Origin of the sequence: Microvirga sp. 2YAF29 (assembly GCF_052114605.1) — a bacterium.
GTDB lineage: Bacteria > Pseudomonadota > Alphaproteobacteria > Rhizobiales > Beijerinckiaceae > Microvirga.
This window is the reverse complement of record NZ_JBFRFB010000010.1, coordinates 25,746-51,700: the sequence shown is the minus strand read 5'-3', so window position 1 is coordinate 51,700 and position 25,955 is coordinate 25,746. Positions and strand designations below refer to the sequence as shown.

The window sequence follows — 25,955 nt, the reverse complement described above, 5'->3', positions numbered from 1 at the left end:
CGTTCAGAGGCGTTGGCTGCTCTCGGCTTCGAAGAGGGAGACCTGCGCGGCATCGATTCCAAGATTGAGATGGTCGCCAAGCGATAGCCTAATGTCTCCGCTGGTGCGCACCTGGAGGACACCTTCAGGATCCCTGCACCAGATCACGGTGTCGGCACCCATAGGCTCGATGATATCGACGCTGAATCCCGGCCAAGCGCCGAGCTCGACGATCCTCACATGCTCCGGCCGCACACCGAGAACCACCTCCCGGCCAGGGGAGGGGCCGCCCGTGAACGTATAGCCATGGAGCGGCAGGCGACGCTGGCCAGACACGAAAATCGGTCCGCTGCCGGTGTCTTCGAGCCTGCCTTTGATGAAGTTCATCTGCGGGGACCCGACGAAACCGGCGACGAACATGTTGGCGGGACGGTGATAGATTTCCGCCGGGCTGCCGACCTGTTGGATCATCTGATCCTTCATGACCACGATCCGGTCGGCCAATGTCATGGCTTCGATCTGATCGTGCGTCACGTAAATCATCGTCGTCTTGCCGAGCCGGGCATGCAGCCGCTTGATCTCGACCCGCAATTCATTCCTGAGCTGCGCATCGAGATTGGAGAGCGGCTCGTCGAACAGGAAGACCGCAGCATCGCGAACGAGCGCCCGGCCAATCGCGACGCGCTGGCGCTGGCCGCCCGACAACTGGTCGGGGCGGCGGTCGAGAAGGTGGGTGATTTGCAGGAGTTCCGCTGCCTGCCTCACCCGCTTTTCGATCTCAGGCTTGGGCGTCTTCGCCATTTTGAGACCGAATGACATGTTTTCACGCACGCTCATGCGCGGGTAGAGCGCGTAGGATTGGAACACCATCGCGATGCCGCGATCCTTCGGCTCCTCCCAGGTGACGTTCTGTCCCCCGATCCAGATCTGACCGTCGGAAATGTCGAGGAGGCCGGCGATGGCGTTGAGCAGCGTTGACTTTCCGCAGCCTGAAGGGCCGAGCAGGACGATGAACTCACCTGCCTCGAAGTCGAGGGACAGGCCGTTGAAGACTCGGACTGCCTCGAAGGCGACAGTGATATCGCGAACGGAAACGGTGGACATGTTTACCCTTTCACTGCACCTGCGGCGATGCCGCGGACGAACCAGCGTCCCGAAACGAAATAGACGACGAGAGGAACGAGCGCGGCGAGCATTGTTGCAGCCATGTCGACGTTGTAAGCGCGCTCTCCTTGCGTCGAGTGAACGATGTTGTTGAGCTGCACCGTCATGGGCAGGTTCTCCCGCCCGGCGAAGGTCAGGCCGAAGATGAAGTCGTTCCAGATGCCGGTGACCTGAAGGATCGCTGCGACGACGATGATCGGTGTCGACATCGGCAGCATCACCCGGAATAAGATCGTCCAAAACCCGCCGCCATCGATGCGGGCCGCCTTGAACAGCTCGATGGGTAGGCCCGCATAGTAATTGCGGAACAGAAGCGTCATCGTCGGCAGGCCGAAAATCACATGTACCAAGATGATGCAGAGCAGTGAGTTGTAGATTCCCGTCGTGGAGAAGATGCGCACCAGGGGATAGAGGAAAACCTGGTAGGGAATGAACGCCCCGAGCAGTAGGATGCCGAAGATCACGTTTGCTCCCCGCACCCTCCAAAGGGAGAGAGCATATCCGTTGATGGCGCCTGCGGCGATCGACAGGATGACGGATGGGATCAGAATGCGGACCGAGTTCCAGAAACCGACGCTGATGCCGTTGCATTCAAGTCCCGTGCAGGCGGACGACCAGGCCTTGGTCCATGCCTCGAAGGTGAGATTGGCAGGCAATGCGAGGATGTTCCCGAGCCGTATTTCGTCCATCGGCTTGAGCGAGGTGACGAGCATGATCCAGAGCGGCAGCATGAAGAACAAGGCTGCCGTGATCAGAAAGGCGTAGATGCCGACGCGGGCGATGGTAAGGCGCCGAGGGCGGCGGCCCTGCGGGATGGCGGTGGTCATGCGGGCCTCCCTTGGGAACGGACATATTTGGCGTAGATCCATGGGGCGAGGATCACCACGACCGTGATCAGCATGACGGTGGCGGCAGCCGTTCCGAGGGCGATGTTGTTGCGCTCGAACAGGTGATCCATCACGAACTTCGCCGGCACTTCCGTAGCGATGCCGGGGCCGCCGAGGGTCATGGCGACTACAAGGTCGTAGAGCTTCACGACGCCTGTTGCGAGGAGAACGGTGGCAGTGACGACCATGGGCCGAAGCAGCGGAAGAACGATGGACAGGTAGACGCGCCATGTGGGAATGCCGTCGATGCGCGCGGCCTTCCACAGTTCCGAGTCCACGCCCCGCAAGCCTGCGAGGAGAATGGCCATGGTCAGTCCGGCCCCATGCCACAAGCCCGCAATGACGATGGTGTAGATCGCCATCTGCTGATTCACGAGCCAGTCGAAGGTGAAGCTCTCGAAGCCCATGTCACGCACGAGCTTTTGGAGGCCGAGGCCGGGATTGAGAAACCACTGCCAGGCAACCCCGGTGACCACGAAGGACATGGCATATGGGTAGAGGAAGATCGTGCGGAAGACGCCTTCGGCGCGGACGTTCTGATCGATGAAGACGGCGAGCATGAAGCCGATAATGAGGCATCCCGAGATGAAAAGAACCCCGAAGATAAGGATGTTTTCGGCTGAGACCAGGAACCGGTCATTCATGAAAAGGCGGCTGTACTGCGCAAAGCCGACCCAATCGAGCTTGGGAAGCAGCGTCGAACTCGTGAATGAGAGCCGCACCGTCCACAGCATGCAGCCGATATAGACGACCAGGACAATGAGCGCTGTCGGGAGTAGCGCCAGGGCTGCGGGCAGTCGTGCTCTGTTGAAGCGGCGGCTTTTGACAGGGCGCTCGGATGTGGCAACGGCAGTTGGGATAGAGACGATGGCCATCTGAAGACTCCCTCAAAGGTTCCCAGTCCGGCGGAAGCAGGGCTCCGCCGGACCGCATTGGGATGAAGGTGCCTCAGCTTGCGCTTTGCATGGCGGAAACGACCTTCTCCACGAAGGCGTCAGCCGACATGTTCGGGTTGTTCCAGAATTGCGTGACAGCATCCTGCATGGCGCCGGAGAAGTTCGGCGTGCTCAGGAGTTCCATGGCCTCGACCTGGTTCGCCGGGTCCTTCAGCACTGAGGCGGACTTCTGAGCGCAGACATCCATGGATGAGACGTCCACGTCCAATCGGACTGGAATCGAGCCCTTCTTCTTGTTGAACTCGAGCTGGGTCGTCGGATCGAGAAGGACATCCGCCAACTTGTCCTGAGCGGCCAGCTGATCCTTATCCTTGGTCACGGGGAATACGAATACGTCGCCGCCGATCACGAGCCCCGGATACTTGCCGACGATGGTGCAGCCGTATTCCTTGCCTGCCGTCTGGCCCGCCGCGGTGAACTCGCCCTTGGCCCAGTCGCCATTGAAGTGCATGGCCGCCTTGTTGGTGATGACGAGCGCGGCGGCATCATTCCAGTTGCGTCCGGGAGAGCCGGGATCGACAAGTGCACGCATCTTCCCGAAGAGCTCGGTGGCCTCCTTGAACTCCGCGCTCTTCGCCGCTTTCTGGTCACGCGCACCGTAGACCTTGCGGAACAGATCAGCGCCGCCATTGCCGACCAACACGGCACGGAACAGGTTATGCTCCCAGTTGGGCTGCCCGCCGAGGGCAAGCGGGATCACGCCGCTGGCCTTGAGCTTTTCGCCGGCCGCGATGAGTTCAGGGAAGGTCTTCGGAGGCTCGACGCCTGCATCCTTGAAGAGCTTCGTATTGTAGAACATCCAGTTCTGGCCGTGAATATTGATCGGAACTGCGAAGAATTTGCCCTCACGAACTGTCGCATCGACGATGGGCTTGGGCATGATCTCACGCCATTTGCCGGCTTTTGCTTTGCTTTCGACATCGCGAACGAGGTCGTTGCTGACGAGTTCGTCGAACTGCTTGCCCGTATTGAACTGCATCATGGCCGGGGGATTTCCGCCGACGATGCGGTTGATCCCTGCCGCACGGGCGTTCGCGCCGCCGGCGATAGCGTTATCGACCCAGGTGCCGCCGGCCTTTGTGTACTGGTCGGCAAAGACCTTGACGGACGCGGACTCGCCGGCCGAGGTCCACCAATGGAGTACTTCCGCCTTTTGGGCGAAGGCTCCAGAGCTCGAAATCATGGCAATAGCAAGGGTATACGCGGAAACGCGTGTCTTCAGGTGCATGGCTTCCTCCCAGAAGCGTTGTGAGCTTTTTCTGTAATCGATTACATCTTGTTCTAAGTAGGTTGAAATCGACTTCAAGGTAAGTCAAGACTAAAATTTACGTAGTGTCGAGGTTGGTTGATTGAGGCGATATTGTGTTGGGACCTCAAAGGTGCGCTCCATGAGCCGTAGAAGCTGGAAAAAAGTGAAGGAGGTCCGTATCGCGGACGTGGCGCAGCTAGCCGGAGTTTCCACGGCTACCGTCAGCCGCGTCCTGGCAAATCCTGATCAAGTTCGTCCAAAGACGCATAAAGTGGTGATGGAGGCTGTGCGTCGTAGTGGGTACACACCCAACAGTACTGCCCGGAATCTCCGCACTCGGCGCACCATGAACGTACTGGTCGTCGCGCCGAGGCTCACCAATCCTGTCTTCGCTCAGGTTCTGCGTGGAGTGGACGATGAACTGACACAGAGCGGATACGGAATCATCGTTGCCAATCTGGACAATCGAACGGAGCGGGAGGTGCGCTATGTCGACCTCGTGCTCTCCCGCCAGGTGGACGGCGTTCTCCTTATGAATGGACGAATTCCACAGGACAGCAAGCGCAGCATGGCGGATGCCGGTGTGCCCATGGTGGCCATGTGCTCGGCTGTTCCAGGTGGGGTCATTCCCAACATCACCGTTCAGGACCGGGAAGCCTCCCGCAAGGCAGCGGAGTATCTGGTGCAGCTCGGCCATCGCAGGTTCGGATACATTTCCGGCCTTCCCGGCACCTATATCGAGACGGAGCGGTTCAAAGGTTTCTCGGAAGGGCTCTCGTCGGCCGGTTGCAGCGGGAATGTCATACGCTGGGAAGGGCCCTTCATGTTCTCGACCGGTGTCGCTGCTGCTGAAGCCTACCTGCGCATGAAGGAGCGGCCGACCGGAATTTTCGCAGCCTGTGATGAGAGTGCGATCGGCTTTATCAAGACGGTCGGGTCCGCCGGAATCCGCGTGCCGGAGGATGTGTCCGTGATCGGGTTCGACGGCATCGAGTTCGCCGATTACACCGAGCCTACGCTCACCACATTTAGGCAGCCGCTGCACGAAATCGGCCGCACGGGCGCTCTTACTCTTTTGAAGATGATTCAGGGGGAAAAAGGCCCGAAGGAGTGGGATATCCGCTTGCCATTGCAGTTACTGGAAAGAGGCACCACCGGCTCGGTGCCAGCAAGGATGCGCGGAGCATCTGCCGCTAAAAAATTATAAAAACAGGAAACGCCCGATGACGACCATTCGAAACCCTATCCTTCGTGGCTTTAATCCTGATCCCGCCTTCTGCAGGGCAGGCGATGATTACTACATCGCCACCTCGACCTTCGAGTGGTATCCCGGCGTTCAGATCCATCACTCTCGCGATCTCGTGAACTGGCGCATGATCTGCCGCCCGCTCGATCGTGCGTCTCAACTCGACATGCGCGGCAACCCCGACAGCTGCGGTGTGTGGGCGCCCGCCTTGACCTATGCCGATGGCTTATTCTGGTTGATCTACACGGATGTGAAGCGGCGTCTCGGCAACTTCAAGGACACGCACAACTACCTTGTGACGGCGCCGTCCATCGAAGGTCCGTGGTCCGACCCGGTCTACATGAACTCGTCAGGTTTCGATCCATCGCTGTTTCACGATGACGATGGGCGCAAGTGGTTCGTCAACATGATCTGGGATCATCGGCGTCGGCGAAGCTCCTTCGATGGCATTCTCCTGCAGGAATACTCGCCGCAGGAGCGCCGGCTCGTCGGCCCGATCAAGAACATCTTCAAGGGCAGTCCTCTCGGGCTGGTGGAGGGGCCGCATCTGTGGAAGCGCAACGGCTGGTACTATCTCACGGTGGCCGAGGGCGGCACCTCCTATAACCATGCCGTCACGATGGCTCGTTCCAGAACGATCGACGGACCTTACGAGCTCCACCCAAATATTCATCTCCTGACGAGCAAGGACGCGCCGGATGCTCCACTTCAGAGGGCAGGGCACGGCTTCTATGTAGAGACATCCGCCGGCGAGGTCTTCCACACACATCTCTGCAGCCGCCCTTTGCCTGGATCGAGACGCTCGCCTTTGGGCCGGGAGACGGTGATCCAGCGGGTCATCTGGGGAGACGACGACTGGCTCTACCTCGCCCATGGCGGGCAAGTTCCCGCTATCGAGGTTCAAGGACCTGAACTCCCATCCTACCCATTTCCGGCTGAACCTGAGCACCACGATTTCAATGATGGAAAATTGCCCTCCGAGTTCCAGTGGTTACGCACTCCCGAATGGGAGCGGCTGTTCTCGCTGAGTGCTAGGCCGGGGCATCTTCGGCTTTATGGGCGTGAGTCCATTGGAAGCTGGTTTGAACAGGCTCTCGTTGCCCGGCGCCAGACGGAATGGAGCTACTCAGCCGAGACCGTGGTGGATTTCAATCCGAAAACCTATCAGCAGCTTGCCGGCCTGATCTGTTATTACGACCGTGCGCGCTTTCACTACCTTGCCGTGTCTGCGGACGACGAGGGGAGGCGGGTGCTCCAGGTCATCTCGTGTCTGGGAAACGATCCGGATTCCATAATGACCTACATGCTCGACAGCGATCTGCTACTGCCCGCGACCGGCCCAATTCATCTCGGCGTCGATGTCCATCTGGCGGATCTTCAGTTCAGATGGGCGGTCGATGGAGCGGACTGGAAACCTGTTGAGCCTGTCCTCGATGCGAGCATCTTGTCGGATGAGGCAGGGCCAGGGGCCCATGGTTCATTCACAGGCGCTTTCGTCGGAATGGCTGCTCACGATCTGACAGGTCGCGCTCTAACGGCGGATTTCGATTTCTTCATTTACCGCGCATCCGATCATAGCGAGTAACCGAGGGCAGCGGGCGAACGGCCTTGCATGCCGCTCATCGACATACATTCTCAGGAGGGCAACATGCAGCCGGTTCGTTGGGGAATATTGAGTACGGCTAGGATCGGAAGAACGAAGGTCGTTCCGGGAATGATGAAAAGCCCGCTTTGTGACATTGCGGCCGTCGCTTCGCGGAACGAAGCATCGGCCCAGGCCATGGCCAAGGAGCTGGGAATTTCCAAGGCTTACGGTTCCTATGAGGCGTTGCTGGCCGACCCGGATATTGAGGCCATTTACAATCCGCTTCCCAATCATCTGCATGTCCCGCTGACGCTCATGGCGGCATCCGCAGGTAAACACGTGCTGTGCGAGAAGCCGATAGCGATCACTGCCAGCGAGGCGGAGCAACTCAAGGAAGCCTCCTCCAAGGTCTTCATCGCCGAAGCGTTCATGGTTCGTCACCATCCACAATGGCAACACGTCCGAAATCTCATTCAGGAGGGAGCTGTAGGAGAGGTGAGGGCGATCCAGGTGTTCTTCTCCTATTTCAACGCGGACCCATCCAACATCCGCAACATGGCGGATATCGGCGGTGGCGGAATGCTGGATATCGGATGCTATGCGGTGGTGGCTGGCCGCTACTTCTTCGATGGCGAGCCGGTTCGCGCCATCGCGCTCGAGGATCGCGACCCCGCCTTGGCAATCGACCGCACGATGAGCGCACTCGTGGATTTCGGTGCAGGTCGTCAGCTCACATTCACGGTCTCAACACAGCTCGTACCATTCCAGAGGTTACAGATCTTCGGAACGAAGGGACGGATCGAGATCGAGATACCTTTCAACGCTCCACCTGATCAGCCGACCCGCATATTCATCGATAACGGCACCGCGCATGGCGGCGGTTCGGCACGGGCCTTCGAATTCCCTGTCACGGATCAATATCAGCTTCAGGGGGAGGCGTTCAGTCGCGTCGTCCGCGGCGCCGATCCTCTCAGATACGGCATCGAAGATGCATTGAAGAACATGCGCGTCCTCGATGCGTTAAGGCGCTCGGCGAAGTCATCGGCTTGGGAGACGATTTAGACACGCTTTATCCGCTGCGGAAAAACCTGTTGGGCAAAGGCGCCCCATCTCGCTTTCGAGCAGCGACTGCCGGATAAATTCCGATGCCATCGTGCCGGGAAGGCCCACAAATGTGCCTTGTTCCCCACAGACACTGATACGGTCGAGGGCCGACACCCGAATAGGTCTGCGGTCCGCGCCGTAACTTGGAGAGCCGGCAATGCCTGGGTCGGATCACGGTTCTGATGGAAACAATGTGCAGGTCCGGCGATTTTCTGCGCTCTATCGACAGCTTTGGATCCAGACGAAGCAAGCCCAATTCATGCTCATCGGGCTCTCGCTTGCGGTTGCCGCCCTTGCGTCCGTGCCGCTCTATTTTCAGCAGGTGTTGATCAACGGTTTGGCCTACGGAATCTCGCTGCATCAAGTCATGGTGCTCGGGGCCCAATATGCAGCCGTTACATTGCTTGCAATCGCCCTCAAGCTTTACCTGCAATATCGAGGCGCGATGCTCGGCGAAACCATCGTTCGCCGAATCCGCGGCCGCATCCTGGCCACCTATGCCCATAAACGCCATGCCGGAGACGCGACCCGGGCTGCCGATGGGACCATCGTCAGCATGCTGACCGCCGAGGCCGAAAGCGTCGGTCTTTTCGCAGGCGAGGCCATCACGACGCCGCTCCTGGAATTCGGAACTCTTCTCAGCGTCCTCATCTACATCACAGCCAGTGAACCACTGCTCGGCGCCATCATCGTCGCGGTCGCATTGCCGCAAGCCGTGATCGTGGTCGCCGTCCAGCGACCGGTGAACCCTCTAGTGAAAAAGCGACTGGAGCTTCTGCGAAGGGCTGTTGACCGGACGATAGATTCTGCGAATCCCTGGCCGGAAGCGACGATCCTCGATACCTTCGACGGGGTCCTCCACACCCGCCAGAGAATTCATATCCTCAAGCTATCCTCGAAGGCCGCGCTCAATGCGCTGGCTGCTCTCGGAGTCGTCGGAATTCTGGTGTTGGGCGGCTGGCTCGTGCTCCAGGGCAAGACCGACGTTGGAACCGTGGTGGCCGCCCTGAGCGGCCTGACCCGCATTGATCGACCCTGGAAAAACCTGATCAAGTTCTACCGTTCGCTGAGCACCGTCCTCGTGCGTTATGGGATGCTGGCTGATGCCATCGCATGACGCGACCCATTCCAAATGCCTACACCATCCCGAATGTCCCATGCTTTAGATAGACCGCTCTCGGTCAGGCCCGGAGCATCAGCGCTCCACCGAGCAGGACTGCGAGCCCCACCAGCAACAAGCCTGCAACCGGCCAGCGTCGCAAGCGGGTGTCAGCCTGCTCGATGCTGGCCGCAAGGCGGAGCACGATTGGGCTACCCACTTCCACAAGAGTGACGATATCGCCTTCTGGAACAGACCCTGGCAAACGCGTCAGGAGACGAACGAAGACAATGGCGCTTGCGCCGAGCAGCATGGGCCAAGCCACTTTCCAGAGCGCGCTCGGCTCCAGCAGACGCATCACGCTCTCGCCCGCAATTGTCGGATAGAGCGACCAGGGCACAACCAGTGAAGCGGTTGTGACGGCGAGCCATGGAAACAGTTGACCGGGCGGCGCAGAGGCAGGCGGCTTTCGGCGCTCATCATAAGCTATTGTTAGAATGAAATGCAGCATCAGCATCGTGCTGCCGGCGCCGGCGAACGTCACTGCAAATCCGACGAGCCCGTAACCTAGCATCGGCTTGGCGGCGAGCTTGGCGAGCGCACCGCTCGTCAGCGGCATGCCGCCGAGGCTCAGCGCCAGGATTCCGGTAAGCAGCAGCACGGGCCGAAGTCGTGGCCCGCGGGTCGCGCTCAGGACACCGATCGCGAGGAAAAGAGCGCCTTTGATCAGCGTGTGATGCACGGCATAATAGGCGACGAGATTGGTCGCTTCTGGGTCAGCGTTCTCGAGCGCGACACCGAGCAGGACGGCGACCAGACCCATCTGGCTGACGGTGGAGTAGGCGAGGATCGTCTTGGGCCGCTCCTGTGTGATGCCGATGAGGACGCCGTAATAGGCGGTGACAATTCCGGTCACGATCAGCACGGTGCCCCAGAACGGCAGACCGACTTCATAGGGCAGGAAACGGAGGAGTCCGATCACTCCTGACTTGACGACCACGCCGCTGAGTACGGCAGACGCCGGTACAGGAGCGGCTGGATGTGCAAGAGGCAACCAGACATGTAGAGGAAACAGTCCCATTTTAAGAGAAAAACCGAGGATCAGCAGCGCGACGATGCCGTCGCGCATGGGTGACGAGGGTAGGGCAATGACGACATCCCGGATCTGCGGATTGGCTTCCGGGTGGCCGGCGGCAAGCATCACGAGGGCGAGAAGGAGAAACGCCTCCGCAAGCAGCGCCAGCGCGACGTAGATGACGCCGGCCCGCGATGCGGCGGCGGTCTGCTCATGGGTGATGAGTCCGTAGGCCGAGAGACTCGTTAGAGTGAAGAGCAGGTAGAAGTTGACCACATCGCCGACGATGAAGAGGCCGAGGCTGCCGGCGAGCGTCAGCAGCCACCAGACGGCAAACTGCGGCGCCTCGGGGTCGTGGCGCATATAGGAGGCTGCGTAGGCACCTGCTGCGCTCCAGAGCAGCGCGGAGCCTCCAAGCAGGATGGCGCCTGGCCTGTCGAGCGCCAGTGTCAACCGGAATGGTTGCGGGAAGAGAACGAAGTGGCCATCCGATAAGAATAATGCCGCCAGCATCGCCGGGAGAGGAGCCACAGCGAGCAATGACAGCGCTCGCGCCCGAAAGCTGGCGAAGAGGCAGCAGGCTGCCATCAGAAGCGGCAAAAGCAACACTGCGGCGAGAAGAGAGCCCGATACAATCATGGCGCGCCAGCCCAGACGAAGCCGGCACGGCCGATCTGCAGAAATCCAAAGGGCTGGAGCGGCACGAAGCCGAGCAGCACCGCGGAGATCGCCAGAAAGAGAGCTACGAACTCGGCGCGGCGCGGGATCGCTTTCCTTGTCGCCAGCGGAGCCTTAGGCTTTGCCAGAGCCCGGCCAATGACACGGAATACGTACGCACCAGCGAGCAGACCGCCAGCCAGGATGGTTGCGGCAAGCCAGGGATGACCCGTAGTCACAGCCGCGGTCAGAAGCAGACATTTCGCGACAAAGCCACCGCTCGGAGGTATTCCCATCAGCGAAAGGCTGGCGAGGCCGAATGCCACGGCGCTGACGGGGAGCACTCGCCCGAATCCGCTGAGATCGGAAATGCGGTCATGGCCGAAAATCTCGGCAACGACGCCGGCGGCAAGGAACATGGCCGCCTTGGCAAGCGCGTGCGAGACGAGCTGAAGGGTGCCGCCGGTCCAGGCGATTGTTCCCCAGGCCGGCAGCGCCTCGCTGCCGGCAGCAAGCGGGAAGACGATGAAGAGATAACCGATCTGCGCAACTGTCGAATAGGCGATCATTAGTTTGAGGCGTGCCTGTCTTATAGCCATCACGCTGCAGAAGAGGATCGAGGCGGCGCCGAGAACGGCGAGAAACTGCCCCGTCAGGATGGCCACCCCCGGAGGCGCAACGTCGAGGACGAGCCGTAGGATCAGGAATATCGGTGCCTTGATTACCAGGGCTGAAAGCACGGCGCTGGCAGGGGCCGGAGCGCCGGCATGGGCAGGAGGAAGCCAAAGATGCAATGGGAATAGGGCAGCCTTGGCGAGGAGCCCCGTAATCATTAATGCCAATGCCGCGGAAACGGCGGGACCCCCTTCAGTCATTCGTGACAGCGCGAACAGGTCGAGCGTCCCAAACTGGCCGTAGAGCAATACCACACCGAGCAGATACAGCAGCGAACCGAGCAGTGCGAACATCAGGTAGCGCAAAGCGGCAGCGATGGTCTCGGCCCGACCGTCGAGACAGACCAGCGGCACAGCGGCAAAGGTCAACAGTTCCAGGGCGACGTAAAGGCTGAACAGGTCCTCGCCGACGAAGACGGCGTTCAGTGCACTCAAGAGCGCCAGCAGCAGCGCCCAGAAGGTCACAGGTGAGCGCCCATCCGGGTCGGCAGGGTCAAGTCGCTGCTGCGCCTTTGCAAAGAGGCCGACAGCAGTGATTACCAGCGCCGTCATCGCCAGCATCGTGGCAGCAAGACCATCGGCCCGCAATGCAATCCCGAGTGGCGGCTGCCAAGAGCCGACGACATAGGTGAGAGCCGCCCCGCTCCGTGCCAGCGCAAGCACGATCGCCACGGCAGTTGCGAGCCCGACGGAAAGTGCCGCCAGAGCTATGCTGGCCGCAAAGCGCGGACGGAACGTGAACATTGCCAGCACGGCGCAGACTGGCAGGATGACAGCCAATACCAGCAGGAAACCATCCGGTGTCGAGACGTGAGTTGGCGTGATTGCGAGCACGGTCATGGCTCGCTCTCTTGCCCGGGAGCCGTCTCGATCATCTCTATGCTGGTCAGTTCGAACAGCCGCCGCAGCAGGGCGACGGCGAGCGCCGTTGCGGAAAAGGCAACGACGATGCCGGTGATGACCAGCGCCTGCGGTACCGGATCGCTTTCAAAGCCCGAGCCTGCGCCACGTCGGGCGATTGCGCCGAAAACGAGAAAGATACCAGCGCCGAGGATGTTGAAGCCAACGATGCGCCGCAGCAGGCCGGGATGCGTGATCACCGCAAATAAGCCGATACCGACAAGAGCCGCGCCGCAGATGCCGAACAGGACGCCTGGACTCAGATCAGCGATCATGGTGTGGAGGCTTCCAGGCATAGCCGGCAACCAGCAGCGCCAACGTTGCTGCGACGGAGAGTGTCAATGCCGCTTCGATGGCGATGATCAATGGCTTTGCCAAGTCATCCGGATAAGCAAGGAAGCCAGAGGCGATCGCGAAGCCAAGGAATCCTATCGCCAAGAATAACGCAGGTCCTCCCACCAGGATCAAGCGCAGCATCAGGTTGCCGGTCTCGGGTGCCGGCAGCAAGCCGGCTAGCATCGCGAGCAGCCACATCGCGGCGAGCACCGTACCGGCTTGAAAGGTGCCGCCTGGAGCGTCGGCGCCGACCCAAAACATATAGATCCCGACGACGACACCAAAGGGTGGCAGCATGCGTGCGAGATAGGATAGTGGTGCGGGTACGGAGACCGTGAGTAGATTGGGAATTCCGCCCCAGTTCCGCTCGGACGCGAGCGACCAGATTCCAATCAGCGTCAACAGCAGCACAACCTTCTCCAGCAAGGTGTCGAGTGCGCGATATGCCAGGAGGACTGCCGTCACCGGATTGCCGAGGCCCGTAGCATCGAGCGATGAGGCTGCTGCCGGCGCGAGCGTCGGCGCAGGCGACGGGAGTGAGAGAACGGCGAATGCCAACCCGGCGGCGACCGCCGCACAGATCAATGCCACACCAATTTTGCCCGCAGCACCCACGAGATTGGCGGACGTCTCGCATTTGCGCAGATGCGCCTCGGCCCCCAGCAAGACGAGGCCCGTCCCGCCGCCGCCGATGGCCACCTCGGTCAGTGCCACATCGACAGCCGACAGCCGCACCCAGCCGATCCCGAGAAGCAGGCCGAAGGCGATGAAGGCGACAATCGCATTACGGTCATCACGCGTCATCGTGATGTGCGCGGCCAACACCAGAAGCCAGGCAAGCAAGGCGATGTCGAGCAGCGGCGTCATGAGCCGGGTTTGCGACGGTGAACGGCGCCAGCGATGAGTTGACTCGCCGCTGCGGCTGAAAGCTGCGCTAGCAGCCAGACGCAGATGAGTTTGAGGCCACCGGCAATACTGGCTGACTGCGGCAGGAGGCCCACCACGATCAGTCCAAGTCCAAGATTATCGGCCTTGCTGAGTGCGTGAAGACGGCTCAATGTGTCGGGAAACCGCAGTAGGCCGAGCGTGCCGGCCAGAAAAAGAAGCGCCCCGAATCCGACATTGAAGACGGTGAAGGCATCGACGAGCGAGTTCATGCCTCATCCTTCCTTTGCTCAGACACCATAGTTTGGAGATCTGCTTCCCCAAGTGTGAAGGCGGCGCAGGAAAAGGCCGCAAACAACGTGAGCAGTAGGGCGACATCGCTCGTCGCCGCAGAGTCTGAGGCTGTACCAAGCAGCAACAAGGCGGCAGCGCCGCCCGATCCAAGTAGTTGCACAGCCATCATCCGCTCAGCGGCTATTCCGGATCGCAGCACCTTGAACAGGCCAAGGGCGGTCACGGCCAGAATGAAGAACGCTGATCCGATGAGAATTTCAGCCATGACGCCGTACGCTATATAAAGCTTCGCAAAATGCCGCCTCATCAGCCGCGATCTGCTCCTCAACCGGCTCGCGTAGATCGAGACAATGAAAATGTAGAGTGCCATCTGCTTCTGTGGCGATTGGCAACTTGCCAGGTTGCAGGCTCATTACGGCGCAGGCAGCGTCCCGTGCCATGCCTGCCGGAAGCGACGAATGATAGACGACGAAGCCCGGATGCAGCGTAGGGCGCGGAGTGAAGACGCGGCGCGCGATATCGACACCGGCGACGACTGACTGCGGCAGGAAACGGATGAGAAAGCGTGCGAGACCGGGAACTGAGATCTTGCTGTCCGCTGGCCAGAGTAGGGTGCTCGCCCAGGTTCCAGCCGCTGCAGCAGCGATGCCGGCGGGAAGATCTATCAAGGCAGGTCCCATCAGGATCATCCAGAACACCAGAAAGCCAACTCCGCGCAGAATGAGTGCATATGGCGAAATCTTAGAGGGGGGTATTATTCCGGATGTCATCACGCCAACCCCATGTGCAAAGGGCCTCGCCCAGGATGGCATGCGGTTGATCGCGGGGTGGCGACGTTCATTTCAATCGCTCCGAAACCGCGCTCCTGTCAGGATCCGATAACGCTCCCCAGCATCCGAATTGCAGAGTTCACGTCTCCGATCGCAGCCGCGAGATGCGCATCCTCCCATGCTGCAATCCCGCGAGTTCTCGTTCGAGTATAGCAAGCAGCCCTAAGCCGGAGCGTCGAAAGCTTACCGAATAGTCCTATAGCAAAGTAACAGTCGTCCTCTCACACGGCATCCGCCTTCTGTCCCACTTCTTTGCACAGCGTCCCATTCTCCGCTGCGCGGCGCGCGGTAGGGACAGTGCTGACATGGGAGCTGATCGCTGTTCTAAATACTGCTTGATGGCCAGCAGAACCCTTCAAGACGACTTCACCAATCCCGAAAAGCCAGCGACCGCCAAGAGGCTCAAGGCCCAGCCCACGATGGATTGAAAGTAAAAATAATAGATGGCGACACGGCCGCCGGGTTTGGAAGGGTTCGGTCGCCAGAAGGTTCTCTGACCCATGTCGAGCACAGGCAGCAGTGTATCGAGAGAATACATCCAAGGGCTGAAAGCCGGATAACTCGACGCCTCCCAGCGCTCGCGGAAGCAGGCGAGTTGGTTCTGCCCGGGAATGGCCAGCCCTTGCGTTTGATTTGTGGCGATCAGGGAGCGCTGTTCGGTTTTTTCGATGCCGCAGAGCGTCCATTCGGGCGCGCGCAACACAACCGCGCTGTTGGGCATCACCGCTCCCTGTCTTTCCGCATAACCGAATATTGCGACGCCGAGAAGCCAGAAGAGGAAAAGCCAGACAAGCGCCAGCAGTGGCTGGCGGCCATAGGCGAGGGTAAGCCCCAGAATGCCATCCGTGGCAGCCAACATGGCTCGCCAAACCGCGCTGCGGGCACGCGCGCGTCTTGCTCGCCGTTGCAGCCTCTCCTTCACGACGAGGACGGTACGGGCATCCTCGCCGTGACCCATCTCGCGGAAGACCGTGGCCAATTGTTCATAAGGTTGCGGCCAGAAATCCTCGCTCCAGCGCTGCGGTGTTTGGCGCGCCAGCCAATCGAGCCTGCTTTCGGCGTCGACCGGCCCGTCGATGAAGGCGCCATAGCGGCAGCGGTTCAGCAGCAGATCGCCAGGTTGCGGCCAGCATGCGGCTTCATCGTGGATTGTGCCGATCGAAGCCCCGGTCAAGGCCAGTGTGCCGGCCAGCTTGGCGCCGCGCCGCAGGAAGAAGGCCCCTTTCACCGTTGTGCGGCTCAGATCAAGCGCGCCGCCACCGGGATTTTCGATGACCATGCCCGAGCCGACCATATCGCCGTCAATCTGGGACGCCATCAGCCGCACAACTCCCTTGATCCGAGTGCTGCGCAACACGACGCTGCCGCGACTTTCGACTTCGTTCGCCTCAATCGCCACACCTTCACGACCCGTGACCGTTGCGCCGGAAGCGTCGAGATCTGCTGTGAGCCGCGCGCCCGTGAGGGCAACAACACCGCGCAGCGTCGCTCCACGCAGAAGCACGTTGCGCACCTCCAAGCTCTGAGCTCGAAGCGCATATCCGCTCGGGTTTAGAATGGTGGCGCCATCGCACTCGAGATTTCCGCCGAGGCGCGACTGCGCGAGATTGACCTCGCCATTGACTTCTGCCCCGCGCAGATAGATGCCGCCGCGCGCCTCAAGCCGTTCCGCTTGCAGGCCCGGGAGGCGGGATCCGTCGAGAAAGAGGCGGTTGATGATCGCGGCTCGCAGGATCGGGGTCGCCTCGAAGTGGCAGTCATTCAGGCCGATGTCGCGGAAGACGCGGCAAGCTTCGAGATCGAGTATATCCCTAATCCAAGCGCCTCTTATCCGGATCCCCTTCTCATGCAATCTGCATCCCTCATCACCCCCGAGCATGAGGAAGCGCAGGAACGAAGCGCGGATCACCCTCGCCGGATCAGGATTTTCTGGGCGCGAGCCATCCCCTAGGCGATCAAAGTGGCCGGTAAGGAGCGTGGCGATAACCTCCTCCTCCCCCAGCAGCAGGGGACGAAAACTGTCCAGGCGGGCTGTGGCCGTAGCCCAGGAGCCCTTTTCCGCTTCAGCACCGAAGCGCCATTCCAGCGTCATGAGGCAACCGGGGCAGGGATTTTGATCGCTGCGCAGGCGGCCAATGTCTCACGCGGCGCGCCTTCCTTGGTCTCATCGAAAGCGGTGCGCATCATGGTGCCGTTTAAGCCCTTGAGATCGATTGGGAGAATGAGGAGAACCGGTTCACACATGAGCGTATCTCCATTGGCGACGAGATGAGGCGGCCAGGATGAATTGGGCCTGCTCCCCTGAGACGGCTGAGGAATTCAACCATGACTGCTCCGTCGAGTTTTCGCTTTAGCGCCGCGCGTGGACGGCACTAGGCGCTTCCTCTCAGGCGGTCGTCCCGCGGAGGGGCCTGACGCGCTGACCGGGATGCAGCGCCTGGACTCCGGCGGAAACGATCATCTCTCCGGGCTGCAGCCCCTGCGAGATGATCACTTTTCCGGGGTCGAAGCGCTGCACATCGACATCGCGTAGTGAGACTGTCGACTCCGTGGGGTCAACGATCCAGACCGCAGGTGAGGCCCCCCTTTGAACCAAAGCGCTGGCGGGTATGGAGACAATCGCAGCAGAGGAGAGTTCCAGCGTGCCGACCACGGTAGAGCCGAGCCGCATCCCTTCCGGCGGGTTCTCTAGCCCAACCCTGACCGAGAAGGTGCGGGTCACCGGATCGGCCTGCGGCGCTACCTCGCGAACCTTGCCAAGAGCTGCCACCTCGGGAGCGTTCGCGAGCACGACGCGAATGATCGCGTCGCCGGCCTGCGTTTCGAGTATCCTGGCTGGAACGTTGAAGACAGCATCGCGGGCATCGTCGCGGGCAAGCTGGATAACGACTTGTCCGACCTGCACGACCTCGCCGGCCTCGATACTGCGCGCTGTCACAACCCCGGCGACATCGGCGCGCAATTCGGTGAACCCGAGGCGATCCTGCGCCAACGCGACTTGCGCCTCCGCATTTTCAAGTTGGGCCTGCGCGGTTTCCTGCGCCCTGAGCGCCTGATCGAAGCGCGGTCGGGTGGTGAAGCCTTGAGCCATCAGTTGCTCCTGGCGTTCGAAGGTGTTGCGGGTAGTGCTGACCTCACCCCTGGCAGCTTCCAATGCAGCCTTCGCCGCAGTCAGTGCATTCTGCTCGATGGCAGGGTCAAGCCGCGCGACAATCTGGCCCGCAGCGACGTGATCCCCGACATTGACAGGCCTCTCGGTCACCTTTCCGGCGATCCGGAAGGCAAGCCCAATATCCTTCTTGGCCTGGATCTCGCCACTGAGCTTGATATCATTGACGAGCTTTCCCGACTGGATCGTTACGACTCCGACCGTGCGCGGCTCTGATGTGGGAGCTTTTTCGTTCTGGCAGCCGGCGACCATGATAAAGAGGGCTGCGCCTATCGCCATCCTGATAAGCCGAGTATTCCCACTACGAACCATTCTCGTCGAGATCGCTATCATGCAGCCACTCCGGTGGTAGCCTCGTCGCGTTCTCTCACCTCGTCCGGCATGGAAGAGCCGGCGCCGAACACAGTGACATAGAGTACTGGCAGGAGAATGAGGGTGAGCAGAGTCGCAGTAAGCAGACCGCCCATGATGGCGAAGGCCATGGGTCCCCAAAACACCGTCGGTGCGATGGGAATCATACCCAGAACGGTCGATATCGCAGTCAGCATGATCGGTCGAAAACGTGTGCTGCTCGCGTCAAGTGCCGCCTGTATCACGCCCTTACCGAGCGCCCGCTCAGCCTCAATCTGCCCAACCAGGATCACCGCGTTTTTAGTGATGATGCCGATCAGGGCGAGGATGCCGAGCAATGCCACAAAACCGAGCGGCTTGCCGGACAGAAGCAGAGCGCCGACAACACCGATCAGACCGAGCGGAGCGATGCTGAGGACGATGGCGAGGAGGCGGAAGCTTCTGAGCTGCGCCATCAGCACGGTGAACATTATAAGCAGCATCACCGGGATTACAGCGAGGACCGATGCTTGCGAGGTGGCGCTCTCCTCCACCGTCCCGCCAACGGCGATGTTGTATCCGGCTGGCAGAGCCTTCCCCAGTTCCTCAATGGAGGGCTGCAAACCGGAAACGACCGTCTCCGGCAGGGTGCCGGGGGCAACGTCGGCTGCGACAGTCAGGGTCGGGATCCTGTTGCGCCTCCAGATCAGAGGCGGGTTGAACCCGTAGCTAAAGGTCACGAATTGCGAAATCGGCACGGAGCGGCCGCTCGGAAGCGCGACCTGCATGCTGCGTAGTGTTTCCAGGGAGACACGGTCGGTATCCTGGGCGCGCACGACGACGTCAACGAGATAGATGGCGTCTCGCACCTGCGTTACGATAGTACCTGAGACAACCGTGTTGAGGATTGAGGCGAGTGCCTGCGAACTTAGGCCGAGCCGTTGGGCTTCGTCCTGGTCGACCCGCAAACGCAACTCGCGCGAGGGCTCTATCCAATTGAAGTTGATCTGCTCGGCCTTGGGATTGGCTGCGACGGCTTGGGCGAGCTTCATGGCGATGGAGCGGACCTCCGCGATGTCCGGTCCGCTGACGCGATACTGCAAGGGCCAGCCGACGGGCGGACCGAGCTCGAGTGGATAAACACGCGCAACAACGTTCGGAAACTCCTTATCCAGCAGCGCCTCGAGCTTCTTCCAGAGGCGGTCTCGCGCCGCTACATCCTTCGCGACGATCACGACTTGGCTGAAGAAATCATTCGGCAGCTGCGCGTTGAGCGGCAAGTAAAAGCGGATCGCCCCGCGCCCGACATAAGTGCTCCAGCGATCGACATCGGGATCGCCCTTCAATGCCGTGTCGAAGCGCGCCGATACCTCTTCGCTACTGTAGATCGAGGCGTTCTGCGGAAGTGTCAGGTCGACCAATAGTTCTGGCCGATCCGAGGCTGGGAAAAACTGGCGTGGTACCAGAGGTAGTGCGAGAACCGATGCCAGGAAGAGCGCTAGTGTTATGGCAATCGTTAGCCAACGCAGCCTGATCGCACCAGAAAGCAGCCGCCGGAACATCAGGACGGTGCGGCCCGGACCCGCATCGGGCGTCGATACTTTCGGAGCGGACAGCATTGCAACGCCGAGAACGGGAGCAAAGACGACTGCCACGAACCAGGATACGACGAGCGCAATCGTCACCACTGCGAAGAGCGAGAAGGTGTATTCTCCAGCTGAACTCGCGGCAAATCCGATCGGCACGAAGCCGGCTATCGTCACGAGTGTTCCGGCCAGCATCGCAGTCGAATATTTCTCGAAAGCGTAGGTGGCCGCCTTAACCTTTTCATCGCCGGCCGCGAGACGGGTGACCATCGCGTCAGTCGTTGTCATGGCGTCATCGACAAGCAGCGCCAGCGCGATAATCAGTGCGCCAAGCGAAATGCGCTGCATGTCAATCCCAATAACGAGCATGCAGGCAAAAACGATGGCGAGTGTCAAGGGTATCGACAGGGCTACGACCAAACCGGGGCGCAAGCCAAGGCTGATGAAGCTCACAACCAGAATGATGATCACCGCCTGCCACAGCGACGTCATGAAATCGTCAATCGCATGCTCCACCGTCACTGCCTGATCGGCGACCAGCTTCGGCTCGATGCCCAGCGGCAAGTTGGCGGTAACTTCCGCCATGGCCGTCTTGATGTTCGCTCCGAGGGCCAGGATGTCCCCGCCATCGCGCATGGCGATGCCGAGTCCGATCGCTTCTTGCCCGTCCACCCGGAACATCGGCTGGGGCGGGTCGGTATGACCGCGCCGCACCGTGGCGATGTCCTTAAGGCGGACCATGCGATCTCCCACTGGAAAGTTGACGTTGAGGAGATCAGCCTCCGACTGGAAGGCGCCGGAGACGCGGACGGCAAATTTTTCGTCTTGGGTCTGGATGACACCGGCAGGCCGAACCGCATTCTGGCTCTGTAATGCCGCCAGTAATGCACCACGATCGATGCCGAGATTGGCAAGTTCCCGCACTGAGAATTCGATGAAAATACGCTCATCCTGCGCCCCGATGATCTCAATTTTGGAGACATCCGGCACGAGCAGCAGCCGCGAGCGGGTGGCCTCGACATAGTCGCGCAGCTCTCGACCGGTGAAACCGTCGGCGGTGAAGCCGTATATAATGCCGAATGTGTCGCCGAAGCGGTCGTTAAAGAAAGGCCCAAGCGCGCCGGTCGGCAGTGTATGGCGCATGTCAGTGACGAGATTGCGCACCCTGTGCCAGGTGTCCTGCACCTCGCGCCCGGGTACCGACTGCTTCAGCTCGACGAAGATCGTCGTCACGCCCGGTGTAGTGTAGCTGCGGACGGTGTTGAGGCCCGGCGTCTCTTCAAGCTGGCGCTCCAGCCGCTCGGTGACTTGACTGAGGGTATCCTCCATAGTTGCGCCCGGCCAAGCAGCCGAAATGACCATTGTCTTGATGACGAAGGCAGGATCTTCGTTGCGACCGAGCCGGATGAAGGCGAGCACGCCGGCGGCAACTGCCACGATCATGAGATAGATCACGACCGAGCGGCTCTTGAGTGCCCACTCTGAGAGATTGAAAGTCATCGTGCATCCGCCCCGATCAGCCGAACCTTCTGGCCCTCCCGCAAAAGGCTCGCACCAGCGGTGACGACAATGTCGCCGAGATCGAGTCCATGGGGGATGAGTGCGGTCGCCGGGTCGCTGCTAAGTACGTCGAGCCTACGCAGCGAGACCGTCAGCGTCTTGGGATCGACGATCCAGATGCCTGTCGCCTGATCGTGCTGGGTCAACGCCGTCGCCGGTATTGCGATCGCGGTTGAGCTGCTGCCACGGATCGTTCCCGTAACGGCGGTCCCAAGCCGGAAGCTCGGCGGTGGATCGGTCAGCCCGATCCGAACCCGGAAGGTGCGCGTTACTGGGTCGGCCTGGGGCGCGACCTCCCGCACCCGCCCATGCGCCGCGACGGCAGGGTCGCTAGCCAGCATCACATTCATGCGGGCGTCAGGGGAAATCCGGCGAATGAGATCGGCTGGAAGCTCGAACACCGCATCACGACCATCGCGCCTCGCAAGTTGGACGATCATTTGCCCCGCCTGAACCACCTCCGCCGGTTCGGCGCCGACTCTGGTGACGACACCCGGTGCATCCGCCTTCAGCATGGTGAAGCCGACGACGTCTTCCGCGGCACTGACCCGGGCCTGCGCGGCGTCGGCCTGGGCCTGGGCTGCAGTGCGCGCCTGCTCGGCCGCTTCAAAATCCGCCTGCGTCGTGACGTTACGCTCTAGCAGATGGCTCTGTCGCCCGAACTGATTTTCCGCCTTTCTGAAATCGCTCTGCGCAGCCGCCAACGCCGCCCTGGCAGAACGCAAATCATTGAGCTCGTCCTCGGGGTCGAGCCGCGCGACCGTCTCGCCGTCGCGGACCGTCGCGCCAATGCCGACGCTACGCTCAGCCAGCCGCCCCCCGATGCGAAACGCGAGAGAGGCCTGATCCTGCGCCTCGATGTGACCGGTGAAACCGAGATCTGCCGCCTCACGTGGCGGCTCCACGGTGATCGTTCGAACGATCCGGATCGGCGGTGGGGCATCCGCATTCTCGCGCTGACAGGATGCGGCGATGAAAGCGACCGCTGCGAGCGCCGAAGCGCGCAGGAACCCGATGGCCATATTGCGCCTCATCCCTGTCGCCCCGCAGGCTCTGTGTCGCTGAGCCTGCCCAGAGAGGGCCTACTCATTCGCAAGCCGCTCAATGCAAACTTCTCCTTCCTCCGACGGTCGCTAGACAGAGAAGTGCACCCTGGCACGGGAAGGATCCGCCGTGTCAGCCCTTTCCAGACGACACCTAAACGCTAACAACAGTATGGTGGGCAAGGATTAGCTCAGAATCCCAACTCTACGCCGGACATCCCATTTTTGGGTCTGCCACCTCCCGCTTCGTTCGAGTAACGGGTACTGAGGTAACGTGTCACGAAGGCAAGCCCTTGGCCTTAGAAGCCTACTCGGCGCCGTAATTCCGCCGCAGCTCGAACTTTGGGACGCCCGGTCCAAATTTGGGATTCTGTGCCGATGCTCTCCTCACACAACGAATTATGTTCCGAACTGGCGACCTGAGCCTTTGCACGGGAATGGAGCGGCTGGGCGCGTCTTGGCTCGAGAGCCTGGGTTCATGGGAGGCAGGACATGTCCACCACTACCGCTACCGCCGCGCCGAAGACGGTGATGCAGAGATTTCTGGATGCCGTCGAGAGGGTAGGGAACATGGTCCCCCATCCCGTGGTCATCTTCCTGATTCTGATCGGCATCGTCATCGTACTATCGGCAGTGTTGAGTCTTTTCGGAGCGTCCGTTTCTTTTGAGCGTATCAACCCGGATACTCACCAGGTGGAAACTGCCAGCACGGAGATACGCAGTCTGCTGACTACAGACGGCATCCGCTTCATGTATTCGTCGCTGATACCTAATTTCATGAGCTTCACGGCGGTCGGTCTCATGATCGTCGCCATGATCGGCGCAGGGGTTGCAGAGGAGTCCGGACTCGTCACCGCCCTGATCCGTAAACTGGTGATCGTTTCTCCACGCTGGGCGCTAACTTACATTCTATCGTTCGTCGGCATCATCGCCAGCATCGCAGCTGATGCCGGCTATCTCGTTCTCATTCCGCTTGCAGGTATCGCCTATCTTGCCGTCGGTCGGCATCCGCTAGCCGGTCTCGCGCTTGGCTTTGCGGCGGTGGCCGGCGCTTTCACCGTTAATATGCTGATCAAGCCGCTCGATGCCGTGCTCGTCGAGTTCACCAATGACGCGGCTCATCTTGTCGATCCCAACCGTTCCATTGGACTCGCTTCGAATGTCTGGTTTTCAATCGCCTCGGTGCTGCTCCTTACTGTGGTCATTGCTTTCATTACCGACCGCATGATTGCGCCGCGCCTCGGGGCTTACGATCCCAAGCTGGCAGCGGAAGGAACCACGACGGAGCAGGGTGCCGTACTTTCGGAGCAGGAGACTCGCGGCCTGCGTTTCGCCGGCATCGGATTGCTCGCGCTTGTCGCGGTCTTCTGCCTCCTGACGATTCCGTCGGGTGCACCGCTGCGGAATCCGGACACACGGGAACTCATCGGCAACTCGCCCTTCATGAACGGACTCATTGCGCTTATCATGCTGGTGTTTCTCGTGACGGGCTGGACCTATGGGGTCGGTGCAGGCACCTTGAAGACATTGCCCGAGGTCATTGCGGCGATTGAGAAGTCGATCAAGAGCCTGGGCGGCACGATTTTCCTGTTCTTCGTGCTGAGCCAGTTCGTCGCCTATTTTACCTATACCAACATGGGCACGGTGATGGCGCTCAGCCTGTCGAGCGCTCTGCAAGCGGCCAATATCGGTGCGCTGCCGCTGCTGCTCGGATTCATTGTTGTCGTTGCGATCATCGACCTGCTGCTAACTGGCGCGATAGCCAAATGGGCAATCTTCGCTCCGGTTTTTGTGCCTCTGCTCATGAAACTCGGAGTCGAGCCGGAGGCCGTACTCGCCGCCTATCGCGTCGGCGATTCGCCGATGAACGCAATCACGCCGTTGAACGCCTATTTTGCCCTCGTCGTTGGGTTTGCACAAAAGTACGATCGCTCTGCTGGCGTTGGCACGATCGTCTCGCTGATGCTCCCCTATGTCATTTGGATGTTCGTATTGTGGACCGCTCTCTTTGCCATTTGGAAGATGCTCGGTCTGCCGTGGGGGCTATGACCCCGGCCCCCATCTCAGCGCTACGTAACTCTCACCTGATCGGATGGATATGATGGATACCAAGAGCACCCCTTCCATTCCTCTCGACACCGACGCAGCGATCAATCACCTGATGCTGTTTCTTTCGGTTGAAGGTGTGACCGGTAAGGAAGCCAATATCGCAGCCGCGGTTAGCGACGCGCTGACGAAAATCGGCGTGCCGGCCTCGGCCATTCGTTTCGACGACGTCAACAAGCGTATCCCGCTACCAACCGAAACCGGCAACCTGATCGTCGACCTGCCGGGAACCCGACCGGGACCGCGCCTGCTGTTCTCGACCCATCTCGACACCGTTCCGCTCTGTGCTGGCGCCAAGCCGAGGCGTGAAGGCGACCGCATCGTGTCAGACGGCACGACAGCACTTGGCGGCGATGCCCGCACCGGCGTGGCGCTTCTCGTCGTCTTGGCCGAGACGCTGATCAAGAACAAGCTTTCCCACCCGCCGATCACTCTGCTTTTCACGGTGCGCGAGGAGAGCGGCCTGCACGGCGCCCGCGAATTGAACCCTGCGGATCTTGGCGGTCCGGTAATGTGCATCAATGTCGATGGGCAACTCGCCTCGGAGCTCATCATAGGCGCGGTCGGTCAGGAAAATTGGGAAGTCGAGATCACAGGCCGCGCCTCGCATGCTGGCGTCGCTCCTGAAAAAGGCATCTCGGCAACGCTGATCGGCGCCATCGCCCTCACAGAAGCGCAGCGAGCCGGGTGGTTCGGCAAGGTCGTCAAGTCCGATGGCCGCGGCAGTAGCAATGTCGGTATCTTCGGCGGAAAGGACGGAAAGTCTGCAGGAGATGCTACCAATGTCGTGACCGATTATGCCTATATCCGTGGCGAGGCACGCAGCCCAGAGGCTGCTTTCGCGACCAAGATCGCCGATGGCTTCAAGGAAGCCTTCGCCAAAGCCAAAGCGGAGGTGAAAGATCACGAGGGTGGCACCGCTGAAGTGAAATTCAGCCACCAGCCGGCCTACCCACCCTTCGAGCTCGCTAAGGACAGCCCCGTCGTCCAGCGTGCGACCAGGGCTCTGGCCAGACTCGGCATCGAGCCGAGCTATCTGTTCTCCAATGGCGGGCTCGACGCCAATTGGCTCGATAAGCATGGCATTCCGACCATCACCATCGGTGCCGGCCAAGCCGAGATCCACACCATCAAGGAATATGTGAACCTTACCGAATACGAGAAAGGCTGCCGACTTGGCGTGCTGATGGCGACGCTGGAGGATTGATGCCTGCGCTGGGCACCGCCGAGGAGGCGCCCTG

22 protein-coding genes are annotated in these 25,955 nt (G+C 60.6%); 6 read left to right on the top strand and 16 right to left on the bottom strand.

The genetic code is table 11. The features are described from left to right. Positions 1-3 precede the first annotated feature (3 nt). The 4 genes from AB4Y85_RS14090 to AB4Y85_RS14075 form a co-directional block, all read right to left on the bottom strand. Positions 4-1,083: an ABC transporter ATP-binding protein gene (locus tag AB4Y85_RS14090; protein ID WP_441985536.1), complete on the bottom strand. Its 1,080-nt coding sequence runs from the start codon at positions 1,081-1,083 to the stop codon at positions 4-6. Positions 1,084-1,085: 2 nt separating this feature from the next. After that, positions 1,086-1,970: a carbohydrate ABC transporter permease gene (locus AB4Y85_RS14085; protein WP_441985535.1), complete on the bottom strand. Its 885-nt coding sequence runs from the start codon at positions 1,968-1,970 to the stop codon at positions 1,086-1,088. After that, positions 1,967-2,905, bottom strand: a complete 939-nt coding sequence (locus AB4Y85_RS14080) for a carbohydrate ABC transporter permease (RefSeq protein ID WP_441985534.1) — start codon at positions 2,903-2,905, stop codon at positions 1,967-1,969. Before AB4Y85_RS14080 ends, AB4Y85_RS14085 begins: the two co-directional genes overlap by 4 nt. 73 nt (positions 2,906-2,978) lie before the next feature. Continuing rightward, complete coding sequence (locus AB4Y85_RS14075; RefSeq protein ID WP_441985533.1) at positions 2,979-4,214, bottom strand: ABC transporter substrate-binding protein; 1,236 nt, start codon at positions 4,212-4,214, stop codon at positions 2,979-2,981. Between the two features lie 160 nt (positions 4,215-4,374). Here AB4Y85_RS14075 and AB4Y85_RS14070 point away from each other — a divergent pair, with 160 nt between their 5' ends. From AB4Y85_RS14070 to AB4Y85_RS14055, 4 genes are all read left to right on the top strand, one after another. Then, on the top strand, positions 4,375-5,442 hold the full coding sequence (locus tag AB4Y85_RS14070; protein ID WP_441985632.1) for a LacI family DNA-binding transcriptional regulator: 1,068 nt from the start codon (positions 4,375-4,377) through the stop codon (positions 5,440-5,442). Between the two features lie 16 nt (positions 5,443-5,458). Further along, positions 5,459-7,066, top strand: a complete 1,608-nt coding sequence (locus AB4Y85_RS14065) for a glycoside hydrolase family 43 protein (protein WP_441985532.1) — start codon at positions 5,459-5,461, stop codon at positions 7,064-7,066. Positions 7,067-7,129: 63 nt separating this feature from the next. Continuing rightward, positions 7,130-8,128, top strand: coding sequence for a Gfo/Idh/MocA family protein (locus AB4Y85_RS14060; RefSeq protein WP_441985531.1), 999 nt, complete (start codon positions 7,130-7,132; stop codon positions 8,126-8,128). A 301-nt stretch (positions 8,129-8,429) separates the two neighbouring features. Then, entirely contained in the window at positions 8,430-9,287 is an 858-nt protein-coding gene (locus tag AB4Y85_RS14055; RefSeq protein ID WP_441985530.1) for an ABC transporter transmembrane domain-containing protein, read from the top strand. Positions 9,288-9,351: 64 nt separating this feature from the next. Here the strand turns inward: AB4Y85_RS14055 and AB4Y85_RS14050 are convergent, their stop codons facing one another. The 12 genes from AB4Y85_RS14050 to AB4Y85_RS13995 form a co-directional block, all read right to left on the bottom strand. Further along, positions 9,352-10,797: a complex I subunit 5 family protein gene (locus tag AB4Y85_RS14050; protein ID WP_441985529.1), complete on the bottom strand. Its 1,446-nt coding sequence runs from the start codon at positions 10,795-10,797 to the stop codon at positions 9,352-9,354. Between the two features lie 182 nt (positions 10,798-10,979). Beyond that, complete coding sequence (locus tag AB4Y85_RS14045) at positions 10,980-12,515, bottom strand: complex I subunit 5 family protein (RefSeq protein ID WP_441985528.1); 1,536 nt, start codon at positions 12,513-12,515, stop codon at positions 10,980-10,982. Further along, positions 12,512-12,850 (bottom strand): NADH-quinone oxidoreductase subunit K, encoded by a 339-nt coding sequence (locus AB4Y85_RS14040; RefSeq protein ID WP_441985527.1) that lies wholly within the window; start codon positions 12,848-12,850, stop codon positions 12,512-12,514. The genes AB4Y85_RS14045 and AB4Y85_RS14040 overlap by 4 nt, the downstream gene beginning before the upstream one ends. Next, on the bottom strand, positions 12,840-13,778 hold the full coding sequence (locus tag AB4Y85_RS14035) for a hydrogenase subunit MbhD domain-containing protein (RefSeq protein WP_441985526.1): 939 nt from the start codon (positions 13,776-13,778) through the stop codon (positions 12,840-12,842). The genes AB4Y85_RS14040 and AB4Y85_RS14035 overlap by 11 nt, the downstream gene beginning before the upstream one ends. Continuing rightward, positions 13,775-14,068, bottom strand: a complete 294-nt coding sequence (locus AB4Y85_RS14030) for a monovalent cation/H(+) antiporter subunit G (protein ID WP_441985525.1) — start codon at positions 14,066-14,068, stop codon at positions 13,775-13,777. Before AB4Y85_RS14030 ends, AB4Y85_RS14035 begins: the two co-directional genes overlap by 4 nt. Beyond that, positions 14,065-14,355: a monovalent cation/H+ antiporter complex subunit F gene (locus AB4Y85_RS14025; protein WP_441985524.1), complete on the bottom strand. Its 291-nt coding sequence runs from the start codon at positions 14,353-14,355 to the stop codon at positions 14,065-14,067. The genes AB4Y85_RS14030 and AB4Y85_RS14025 overlap by 4 nt, the downstream gene beginning before the upstream one ends. Continuing rightward, positions 14,348-14,788, bottom strand: a complete 441-nt coding sequence (locus AB4Y85_RS14020; protein ID WP_441985523.1) for a Na+/H+ antiporter subunit E — start codon at positions 14,786-14,788, stop codon at positions 14,348-14,350. Before AB4Y85_RS14020 ends, AB4Y85_RS14025 begins: the two co-directional genes overlap by 8 nt. 487 nt (positions 14,789-15,275) lie before the next feature. Then, a complete protein-coding gene (locus AB4Y85_RS14015; RefSeq protein WP_441985522.1) occupies positions 15,276-17,012 on the bottom strand; it encodes a hypothetical protein in 1,737 nt (578 codons plus the stop codon). Beyond that, the gene (locus tag AB4Y85_RS14010; RefSeq protein WP_441985521.1) at positions 17,009-17,164 is read right to left on the bottom strand and encodes a hypothetical protein; all 156 of its coding nucleotides are present in this window, start codon (positions 17,162-17,164) and stop codon (positions 17,009-17,011) included. The genes AB4Y85_RS14015 and AB4Y85_RS14010 overlap by 4 nt, the downstream gene beginning before the upstream one ends. Positions 17,165-17,306: 142 nt before the next feature. Further along, on the bottom strand, positions 17,307-18,368 hold the full coding sequence (locus tag AB4Y85_RS14005; protein WP_441985520.1) for an efflux RND transporter periplasmic adaptor subunit: 1,062 nt from the start codon (positions 18,366-18,368) through the stop codon (positions 17,307-17,309). Between the two features lie 50 nt (positions 18,369-18,418). Beyond that, positions 18,419-21,505 (bottom strand): efflux RND transporter permease subunit, encoded by a 3,087-nt coding sequence (locus AB4Y85_RS14000; protein WP_441985519.1) that lies wholly within the window; start codon positions 21,503-21,505, stop codon positions 18,419-18,421. After that, positions 21,502-22,587 (bottom strand): efflux RND transporter periplasmic adaptor subunit, encoded by a 1,086-nt coding sequence (locus AB4Y85_RS13995; protein ID WP_441985518.1) that lies wholly within the window; start codon positions 22,585-22,587, stop codon positions 21,502-21,504. The genes AB4Y85_RS14000 and AB4Y85_RS13995 overlap by 4 nt, the downstream gene beginning before the upstream one ends. 513 nt (positions 22,588-23,100) lie before the next feature. Here AB4Y85_RS13995 and AB4Y85_RS13990 point away from each other — a divergent pair. Beyond that, the gene (locus AB4Y85_RS13990; RefSeq protein WP_441985517.1) at positions 23,101-24,657 is read left to right on the top strand and encodes an AbgT family transporter; all 1,557 of its coding nucleotides are present in this window, start codon (positions 23,101-23,103) and stop codon (positions 24,655-24,657) included. Positions 24,658-24,709: 52 nt separating this feature from the next. After that, entirely contained in the window at positions 24,710-25,921 is a 1,212-nt protein-coding gene (locus AB4Y85_RS13985; RefSeq protein WP_441985631.1) for a M20/M25/M40 family metallo-hydrolase, read from the top strand. The last annotated feature ends 34 nt before the right edge of the window (positions 25,922-25,955 follow it).

Coding starts and splice junctions, on each gene's coding strand:
- AB4Y85_RS14010 (WP_441985521.1), bottom strand. CDS start 17,164: ATGTGTGAACCGGTTCTCCTCATTCTCCCAATCGATCTCAAGGGCTTA.
- AB4Y85_RS14045 (WP_441985528.1), bottom strand. CDS start 12,515: ATGACCGTGCTCGCAATCACGCCAACTCACGTCTCGACACCGGATGGT.
- AB4Y85_RS14025 (WP_441985524.1), bottom strand. CDS start 14,355: ATGGCTGAAATTCTCATCGGATCAGCGTTCTTCATTCTGGCCGTGACC.
- AB4Y85_RS14005 (WP_441985520.1), bottom strand. CDS start 18,368: ATGGCGATAGGCGCAGCCCTCTTTATCATGGTCGCCGGCTGCCAGAAC.
- AB4Y85_RS14070 (WP_441985632.1), top strand. CDS start 4,375: ATGAGCCGTAGAAGCTGGAAAAAAGTGAAGGAGGTCCGTATCGCGGAC.
- AB4Y85_RS14080 (WP_441985534.1), bottom strand. CDS start 2,905: ATGGCCATCGTCTCTATCCCAACTGCCGTTGCCACATCCGAGCGCCCT.
- AB4Y85_RS14000 (WP_441985519.1), bottom strand. CDS start 21,505: ATGACTTTCAATCTCTCAGAGTGGGCACTCAAGAGCCGCTCGGTCGTG.
- AB4Y85_RS13990 (WP_441985517.1), top strand. CDS start 23,101: ATGTCCACCACTACCGCTACCGCCGCGCCGAAGACGGTGATGCAGAGA.
- AB4Y85_RS14030 (WP_441985525.1), bottom strand. CDS start 14,068: ATGAACTCGCTCGTCGATGCCTTCACCGTCTTCAATGTCGGATTCGGG.
- AB4Y85_RS14075 (WP_441985533.1), bottom strand. CDS start 4,214: ATGCACCTGAAGACACGCGTTTCCGCGTATACCCTTGCTATTGCCATG.
- AB4Y85_RS13985 (WP_441985631.1), top strand. CDS start 24,710: ATGGATACCAAGAGCACCCCTTCCATTCCTCTCGACACCGACGCAGCG.
- AB4Y85_RS14085 (WP_441985535.1), bottom strand. CDS start 1,970: ATGACCACCGCCATCCCGCAGGGCCGCCGCCCTCGGCGCCTTACCATC.
- AB4Y85_RS14040 (WP_441985527.1), bottom strand. CDS start 12,850: ATGATCGCTGATCTGAGTCCAGGCGTCCTGTTCGGCATCTGCGGCGCG.
- AB4Y85_RS14060 (WP_441985531.1), top strand. CDS start 7,130: ATGCAGCCGGTTCGTTGGGGAATATTGAGTACGGCTAGGATCGGAAGA.
- AB4Y85_RS14055 (WP_441985530.1), top strand. CDS start 8,430: ATGCTCATCGGGCTCTCGCTTGCGGTTGCCGCCCTTGCGTCCGTGCCG.
- AB4Y85_RS14065 (WP_441985532.1), top strand. CDS start 5,459: ATGACGACCATTCGAAACCCTATCCTTCGTGGCTTTAATCCTGATCCC.
- AB4Y85_RS14090 (WP_441985536.1), bottom strand. CDS start 1,083: ATGTCCACCGTTTCCGTTCGCGATATCACTGTCGCCTTCGAGGCAGTC.
- AB4Y85_RS14015 (WP_441985522.1), bottom strand. CDS start 17,012: ATGACGCTGGAATGGCGCTTCGGTGCTGAAGCGGAAAAGGGCTCCTGG.
- AB4Y85_RS13995 (WP_441985518.1), bottom strand. CDS start 22,587: ATGGCCATCGGGTTCCTGCGCGCTTCGGCGCTCGCAGCGGTCGCTTTC.
- AB4Y85_RS14035 (WP_441985526.1), bottom strand. CDS start 13,778: ATGACGCCGCTGCTCGACATCGCCTTGCTTGCCTGGCTTCTGGTGTTG.